The following is a 6,290-nucleotide window of genomic DNA, read 5'->3' as shown; positions in this document are numbered from 1 at the left end:
GCTTGATTACGACTAAATAATTTTAAAAAATAAAAGGAAAGGAAAACTTTTCTAAAATGTTTATCTACCCCACAGGACTCGTCCTTGTGGGGATTTTTTTGTTAAAAAGAGTAAGAAACATTGACTTTTTTAAAGAAAGATGTCATAATCAAGTTAATTCAAAAAAATATTATGGAGCGAGTAGGAGGAATTTGGGATGTTAAAAAATACAAAACAACCTCAATACTTTAAGTCTTTTTTACTTGGTATGACAGCAATTGTATTGCCTGTTTTTAGCTTTAACCAGAACATTTCGAAAGTAAAAGCTGATACAGTCCCAGACTGGAAGAAAGTCAAAAGTGATTACAAGAAATCAACGATGGGCATTCAGAAAGAGGTAATGAAATTTGGATACCGAGAATAAAGATTTGATTGAAGTCAATAATATTGTTGATGAAGTCGAGCGCTTACCACATGAACAGCGTCAAGTAGTTTTACAGAAGTTGGAAATCTATCAAGGTGACCTACCTCATCCAGACATTCTCAAAGGATATAAAGAGCTATATCCGGATGCTGCTCAAAAGATTATTGATAATGGTATTGCAGAAAGCCAACATCGTAGAGAGATGGAAGATAAATACTTATCAGGGAATATTGCTTCTCATAAATTGGGACAGTTATTTGGCTTTTTAATCGCCCTCGTTGTTATTATTGGTGGAATTTACTTAATAGCAACAGATAAACAAATTGCAGGTAGTGTCTTAACTGGAACTACTGCATTAGGGCTAATTGGTTTGTTTACAGGGAATAATCAAAATAAAAACAAAGACAAAGAATAATTTTTCACCGCAGGCTCAGGCTTGCGGTTTTTTTATTTTTCAAAAACACACATTTTGAACGATTAGAAAGCAAAATCACAATCCTATTGTTCAAAAAAGCGGTTACATGAAGAATATGGAGAGGAAATCGTGGTGTATTATTGTCAAAAACGGTGTTTTGTTAAAAATAAAAAACAGTGACCGAAATCACTGCTTTTTAAGTTCCTGGGCGTATGTTATCATGCTGATAGCGTGTTTTAGACGCATATTCATAATATCCGATACACCATTTTTATACTTGTCCACGGCCTGAATAGACATGCCACAGTTTTTGCTAATAGCATAGGCTGTGGCGTTGTCTAAAAGCCAGCGGATAGCTTCAATATCTACTGACATATATTACCTCGTAAAATACCAAACTGCAAATAGGAGTAGAAGAAGTCCAATAATAAATTCAACTTTTTCACGCTTGGTGGTTTTTCTAACTTTAAGATTTACTTTCATTGTTTTTCCTGTTATAATTTAAGTACACCCCCGAAGGGGTGGATAGTGATTTTTCACTATCCAAATTCGATGTGCCATTCAAAGCTGATTATAAATAAGTTTATTTTGACTACTAGCTTATTTGTTTTTGCTTTGAGTGGTTTCTTTTTGAACTTAAACATTTCATGTTCCTTTCTACTAGTTTCCTTGTCTAAGGTTTCCTCCTTAACCTTATGTATCCATCATACAACTTTGGTTGCATAATGTCAATAGTTTTGATGGAGTTTTTTTATTTTATTTTTAAAAGACTGTGAGTAATCACGGTTTTCTATTTATAAACTATTAGAATTAAATTGAAACCTTCTCAACTATACGGGCAAAGATGATTGTAAAAATGAATACGAAGATGAATACGATTTAAAAAAACGATGGAAATTAGTGTAAATGATTTTAACGAAAAATAAGTAAAAACTCAACTATTTACAAGTGATGATAACTATTTGTAAACGTTTTTCACTTATGGTATAATAAGCATTGTATTTATTGTATATGAATCTGGAGAAAAAATCAAAGATATTTTTGAAGGATAATATGAGAATAAGGGAGAATATATGACCTTAGAATGGGAAGAATTTCTAGATCCTTACATTCAAGCTGTTGGTGAGTTAAAGATTAAACTTCGTGGCATTCGTAAGCAATATCGTAAGCAAAATAAGCATTCTCCGATTGAATTTGTGACCGGTCGAGTCAAGCCAATTGAGAGTATAAAAGAAAAAATGGCCCGTCGTGGTATTACTTATGCGACCTTGGAGCACGATTTGCAGGATATTGCTGGTTTGCGTGTGATGGTCCAGTTTGTAGATGACGTTAAGGAAGTAGTGGAGATTTTGCACAAGCGTCAGGACATGCGAATCATACAGGAGCGAGATTACATTACTCATCGAAAAGCATCAGGCTATCGTTCCTATCATTTGGTAGTAGAATATATGGTTGATACCATCAATGGAGCCAAGACTATTTTGGCAGAAATTCAAATACGTACCTTGGCCATGAATTTCTGGGCAACGATAGAACATTCTCTCAACTACAAGTACCAAGGGGATTTCCCAGAGGAGATTAAGAAGCGACTGGAAATTACAGCTAGAATCGCCCATCAGTTGGATGAAGAAATGGGTGAAATTCGTGATGATATCCAAGAAGCCCAGGCACTTTTTGATCCTTTGAGTAGAAAATTAAATGACGGTGTAGGAAACAGTGACGATACAGATGAAGAATACAGGTAAACGAATTGACCTGATAGCCAATAGAAAACCGCAGAGTCAAAGGGTTTTGTATGAATTGCGAGATCGTTTGAAAAGAAATCAGTTTATACTCAATGATAGCAGTCCGGACATTGTCATTTCCATTGGTGGAGATGGCATGCTCTTATCGGCCTTTCATAAGTATGAAGACCAACTTGATAAGGTACGCTTTATCGGTCTTCATACAGGACATCTGGGCTTTTATACCGATTATCGTGATTTTGAGTTGGATAAGTTAATGACCAATTTGCAGCTAGATACCGGAGCAAGGGTTTCTTACCCTGTTCTAAATGTGAAGGTTTTTCTTGGAAATGGAGAGGTCAAGATTTTTCGTGCCCTCAATGAAGCCAGCATCCGCAGGTCTGATCGAACCATGGTGGCAGATATTGTCATCAATGGTGTTCCCTTTGAACGTTTTCGTGGAGACGGGCTAACAGTTTCAACACCGACTGGTAGTACGGCTTATAACAAGTCTCTTGGCGGTTCTGTTTTACACCCTACCATTGAAGCTTTGCAATTAACGGAAATTGCCAGCCTCAATAATCGTGTCTATCGAACGCTGGGCTCTTCCATTATCGTTCCTAAGAAGGATAAGATTGAACTCATTCCAACGAGAAATGATTACCATACCATTTCGGTTGACAATAGCGTTTATTCTTTCCGTAATATTGAGCGTATTGAGTATCAAATCGATCATCATAAGATTCACTTTGTCGCGACTCCTAGCCATACTAGTTTCTGGAACCGTGTTAAGGATGCCTTTATCGGCGAGGTGGACGAATGAGGTTTGAATTTATCGCAGATGAGCATGTCAAGGTTAAGACCTTCTTAAAAAAGCACGAGGTTTCTAAGGGGCTTCTGGCCAAGATTAAGTTTCGAGGTGGGGCTATTCTGGTCAATGACCAACCACAAAATGCAACCTATCTATTGGATCTTGGGGACCGCGTTACTATCGATATTCCCGCTGAGGAAGGCTTTGAAACCTTGGAAGCTATCGAGCGCCCACTGGATATTCTCTATGAGGATGACCACTTTCTAGTCTTGAATAAACCCTATGGAGTTGCCTCTATTCCTAGTGTTAACCACTCCAATACTATTGCCAATTTTATCAAGGGTTACTACGTCAAGCAAAATTACGAAAATCAGCAAGTTCACATTGTGACCAGGCTTGATAGGGATACTTCTGGCTCGATGCTCTTTGCCAAGCACGGCTATGCCCATGCACGATTGGACAAGCAGTTGCAGAAGAAGTCCATTGAAAAACGCTACTTTGCTTTGGTTAAAGGTGATGGACACTTGGAGTCAGAGGGGGAAATTATTGCCCCGATTGCGCGTGATGAAGACTCCATTATTACCAGACGGGTGGCTAAAGGTGGAAAATATGCCCATACTTCCTACAAGATTGTAGCTTCTTATGGAAATATCCACTTGGTCGACATTCGGCTGCACACTGGTCGAACCCACCAAATTCGAGTCCACTTTTCTCATATTGGTTTTCCTTTGTTGGGCGATGATTTGTACGGTGGTAGTCTGGACGACGGCATCCAACGTCAGGCCCTGCATTGCCATTACCTATCCTTTTATCATCCATTTTTAGAGCAAGATTTGCAGTTAGAAAGTCCCTTGCCGGATGATTTCAGCAACCTTATTACCCAGTTATCAACTAATACTCTATAAAAACTGTTTCAGAGTATAATTATTATCTTAAAGGAGAAAACTCATGGAAGTTTTTGAAAGTCTCAAAGCCAACCTTGTTGGTAAAAATGCTCGTATCGTTCTCCCTGAAGGGGAAGAGCCACGTATTCTTCAAGCGACTAAACGTTTGGTAAAAGAAACAGAAGTGATTCCTGTTTTGTTAGGAAATCCTGAAAAAATTAAAATTTATCTTGAAATTGAAGGGATCATGGATGGTTATGAAGTCATTGACCCTCAACATTATCCTCAATTTGAAGAAATGGTTGCTGCCTTGGTGGAGCGTCGCAAGGGCAAAATGTCTGAAGAAGATGCACGCAAGGTTTTGGTTGAAGATGTAAACTACTTTGGTGTTATGTTGGTTTACTTGGGCTTGGTTGATGGAATGGTGTCAGGTGCGATTCATTCAACTGCTTCAACAGTTCGTCCAGCCCTACAAATCATTAAAACTCGTCCAAATGTAACTCGTACTTCAGGTGCCTTCCTCATGGTTCGTGGCTCTGAACGTTACCTATTTGGAGACTGTGCTATCAACATCAATCCAGATGCAGAAGCTTTGGCTGAAATTGCCATCAACTCAGCAATCACAGCTAAGATGTTTGGAATCGAGCCTAAAATTGCTATGCTAAGCTATTCTACTAAAGGTTCAGGTTTTGGTGAAAGCGTTGATAAGGTCGTTGAAGCAACTAAAATTGCTCACGACTTGCGCCCTGACCTTGAAATCGATGGTGAGTTGCAATTTGATGCAGCCTTTGTTCCTGAAACTGCAGCTTTGAAAGCTCCTGGAAGTACGGTAGCTGGTCAAGCAAATGTCTTCATCTTCCCAGGTATCGAGGCAGGAAATATCGGATACAAGATGGCTGAACGTCTTGGTGGCTTTGCGGCAGTAGGTCCTGTTTTGCAAGGTTTGAACAAGCCTGTTAACGACCTCTCTCGTGGATGTAATGCAGATGATGTTTACAAGTTAACCCTTATCACAGCAGCTCAAGCAGTTCATCAATAGTGAAAACTATAAAGCGATATACTATGCTATACTGTAGTTATGAAACTATGTACGAAAAGCACTGCCATTAACTCCTGAGAACTAAATTACTGATTGGTGTCAAAAAGGACAACTTCCAAGCGATGATATCCTGTCTATATACGACCTATAGAAATCTGTAATATACATGTCCGTAAAACGATAAATTCCCTTTTTGATTTTAAATGAGTATGAAAAGAGAATTTTTTCATGAGAAAACGCATAATATTGAGTGTTTTGACACCTGCTATTATGCGTTTTTTATAATTTTTGCACCTTTCTTAGCCTTTGTTATCGACAAGTATTGTTTTCTAGCTTCTTGTTTTTAGAATGGCAATTTCCCAGCGAAAGCACCCAGTTTTTTCTTGGTAGTTTTATCGATTTGTTCAAGAGCAGAGTTGATGGCTTGAACGGTCATATCAGAAAGAGTTTCAAGGTCCTCTGGGTCAACGACAGCTGGATTAAAGTCAATGCTGACAACTTTCTTATCTCCAGTTAAGGTCGTTTGGACAAGGTCTTGAGCAGATTTGCCAACAAATTGCATGGCAGCAAGTTCGGCCTGGCTTTGTTCCATTTGTTTTTGAAGTTTTTGTGCTTGACGCATCATGTTTTGCATGTTCATCATAAGATTTCTAAAGTTCCTTTCATCTCAAGGGGATAATCCTTGTTGTTAACAAGTGCCTGATTTTCTCTCCTAATTGTTATTAGTAGCATAGCCATCAAGCCCAAGTATTGATTTTATTATACCATTTTTTTAAGACATAGTCTTTTATTGGTGAGAGTTATTTATATCAAGGAGTGATTAGAAATAAATTAAAATAATTATTTTTGTTAAGAGGGGCTCTATTCTAGTTTCATGGAAATGATTTTACTAAAGGTTTGTATGCTTTGTCTACAAACATGTTACCTCTATCTATTTTCGGATAAATAGTTGTCTATTATTATTTTTATGCTAATAGTAAAATCTAAATGGTAGCCTCCCGACTTTATCACTTA

General features: G+C 37.9%; 8 protein-coding genes. 6 read left to right on the top strand and 2 right to left on the bottom strand.

Annotation, left to right across the window (positions count from 1 at the left end):
• Nucleotides 1-196 precede the first annotated feature (196 nt).
• Nucleotides 197-403 (top strand): hypothetical protein, encoded by a 207-nt coding sequence (locus HT678_RS10330; protein WP_000917045.1) that lies wholly within the window; start codon nt 197-199, stop codon nt 401-403.
• The gene (locus tag HT678_RS10325; protein ID WP_000379281.1) at nt 387-818 is read left to right on the top strand and encodes a DUF2335 domain-containing protein; all 432 of its coding nucleotides are present in this window, start codon (nt 387-389) and stop codon (nt 816-818) included. Before HT678_RS10330 ends, HT678_RS10325 begins: the two co-directional genes overlap by 17 nt.
• A 186-nt stretch (nt 819-1,004) precedes the next feature.
• Here the strand turns inward: HT678_RS10325 and HT678_RS10320 are convergent, their stop codons facing one another.
• Nucleotides 1,005-1,193, bottom strand: a complete 189-nt coding sequence (locus HT678_RS10320; RefSeq protein ID WP_000109850.1) for a hypothetical protein — start codon at nt 1,191-1,193, stop codon at nt 1,005-1,007.
• 698 nt (nt 1,194-1,891) lie between these two features.
• Here HT678_RS10320 and HT678_RS10315 point away from each other — a divergent pair.
• The 4 genes from HT678_RS10315 to pta are packed head-to-tail and all read left to right on the top strand — an operon-like array spanning nt 1,892 to nt 5,276.
• Nucleotides 1,892-2,563 carry a GTP pyrophosphokinase family protein gene (locus HT678_RS10315; protein ID WP_000171679.1) on the top strand — a complete coding sequence of 224 codons (672 nt, stop codon included), beginning with the start codon at nt 1,892-1,894 and terminating at the stop codon, nt 2,561-2,563.
• On the top strand, nt 2,547-3,365 hold the full coding sequence (locus HT678_RS10310; protein ID WP_050207566.1) for an NAD kinase: 819 nt from the start codon (nt 2,547-2,549) through the stop codon (nt 3,363-3,365). The genes HT678_RS10315 and HT678_RS10310 overlap by 17 nt, the downstream gene beginning before the upstream one ends.
• Nucleotides 3,362-4,258, top strand: a complete 897-nt coding sequence (locus tag HT678_RS10305) for an RluA family pseudouridine synthase (RefSeq protein WP_001209995.1) — start codon at nt 3,362-3,364, stop codon at nt 4,256-4,258. Before HT678_RS10310 ends, HT678_RS10305 begins: the two co-directional genes overlap by 4 nt.
• Nucleotides 4,259-4,301: 43 nt before the next feature.
• A complete protein-coding gene (pta, locus tag HT678_RS10300; protein WP_000451579.1) occupies nt 4,302-5,276 on the top strand; it encodes a phosphate acetyltransferase in 975 nt (324 codons plus the stop codon).
• 343 nt (nt 5,277-5,619) lie between these two features.
• Here pta and HT678_RS10295 read toward each other — a convergent pair whose 3' ends face one another.
• The gene (locus HT678_RS10295; RefSeq protein WP_050971582.1) at nt 5,620-5,919 is read right to left on the bottom strand and encodes a YbaB/EbfC family nucleoid-associated protein; all 300 of its coding nucleotides are present in this window, start codon (nt 5,917-5,919) and stop codon (nt 5,620-5,622) included.
• Between the last annotated feature and the right edge of the window lie 371 nt (nt 5,920-6,290).

It is taken from the genome of Streptococcus sp. 3167 (genome assembly GCF_013277175.1).
GTDB classification, from domain to species: Bacteria; Bacillota; Bacilli; order Lactobacillales; family Streptococcaceae; genus Streptococcus; species Streptococcus pseudopneumoniae.
The sequence above is the reverse complement of the archived record's forward strand: the minus strand, read 5'-3'. Positions and strand labels throughout refer to the sequence as shown.

Coding starts and splice junctions, on each gene's coding strand:
- HT678_RS10330 (WP_000917045.1), top strand. CDS start 197: ATGTTAAAAAATACAAAACAACCTCAATACTTTAAGTCTTTTTTACTT.
- HT678_RS10320 (WP_000109850.1), bottom strand. CDS start 1,193: ATGTCAGTAGATATTGAAGCTATCCGCTGGCTTTTAGACAACGCCACA.
- HT678_RS10315 (WP_000171679.1), top strand. CDS start 1,892: ATGACCTTAGAATGGGAAGAATTTCTAGATCCTTACATTCAAGCTGTT.
- HT678_RS10310 (WP_050207566.1), top strand. CDS start 2,547: ATGAAGAATACAGGTAAACGAATTGACCTGATAGCCAATAGAAAACCG.
- HT678_RS10305 (WP_001209995.1), top strand. CDS start 3,362: ATGAGGTTTGAATTTATCGCAGATGAGCATGTCAAGGTTAAGACCTTC.
- pta (WP_000451579.1), top strand. CDS start 4,302: ATGGAAGTTTTTGAAAGTCTCAAAGCCAACCTTGTTGGTAAAAATGCT.
- HT678_RS10295 (WP_050971582.1), bottom strand. CDS start 5,919: ATGATGAACATGCAAAACATGATGCGTCAAGCACAAAAACTTCAAAAA.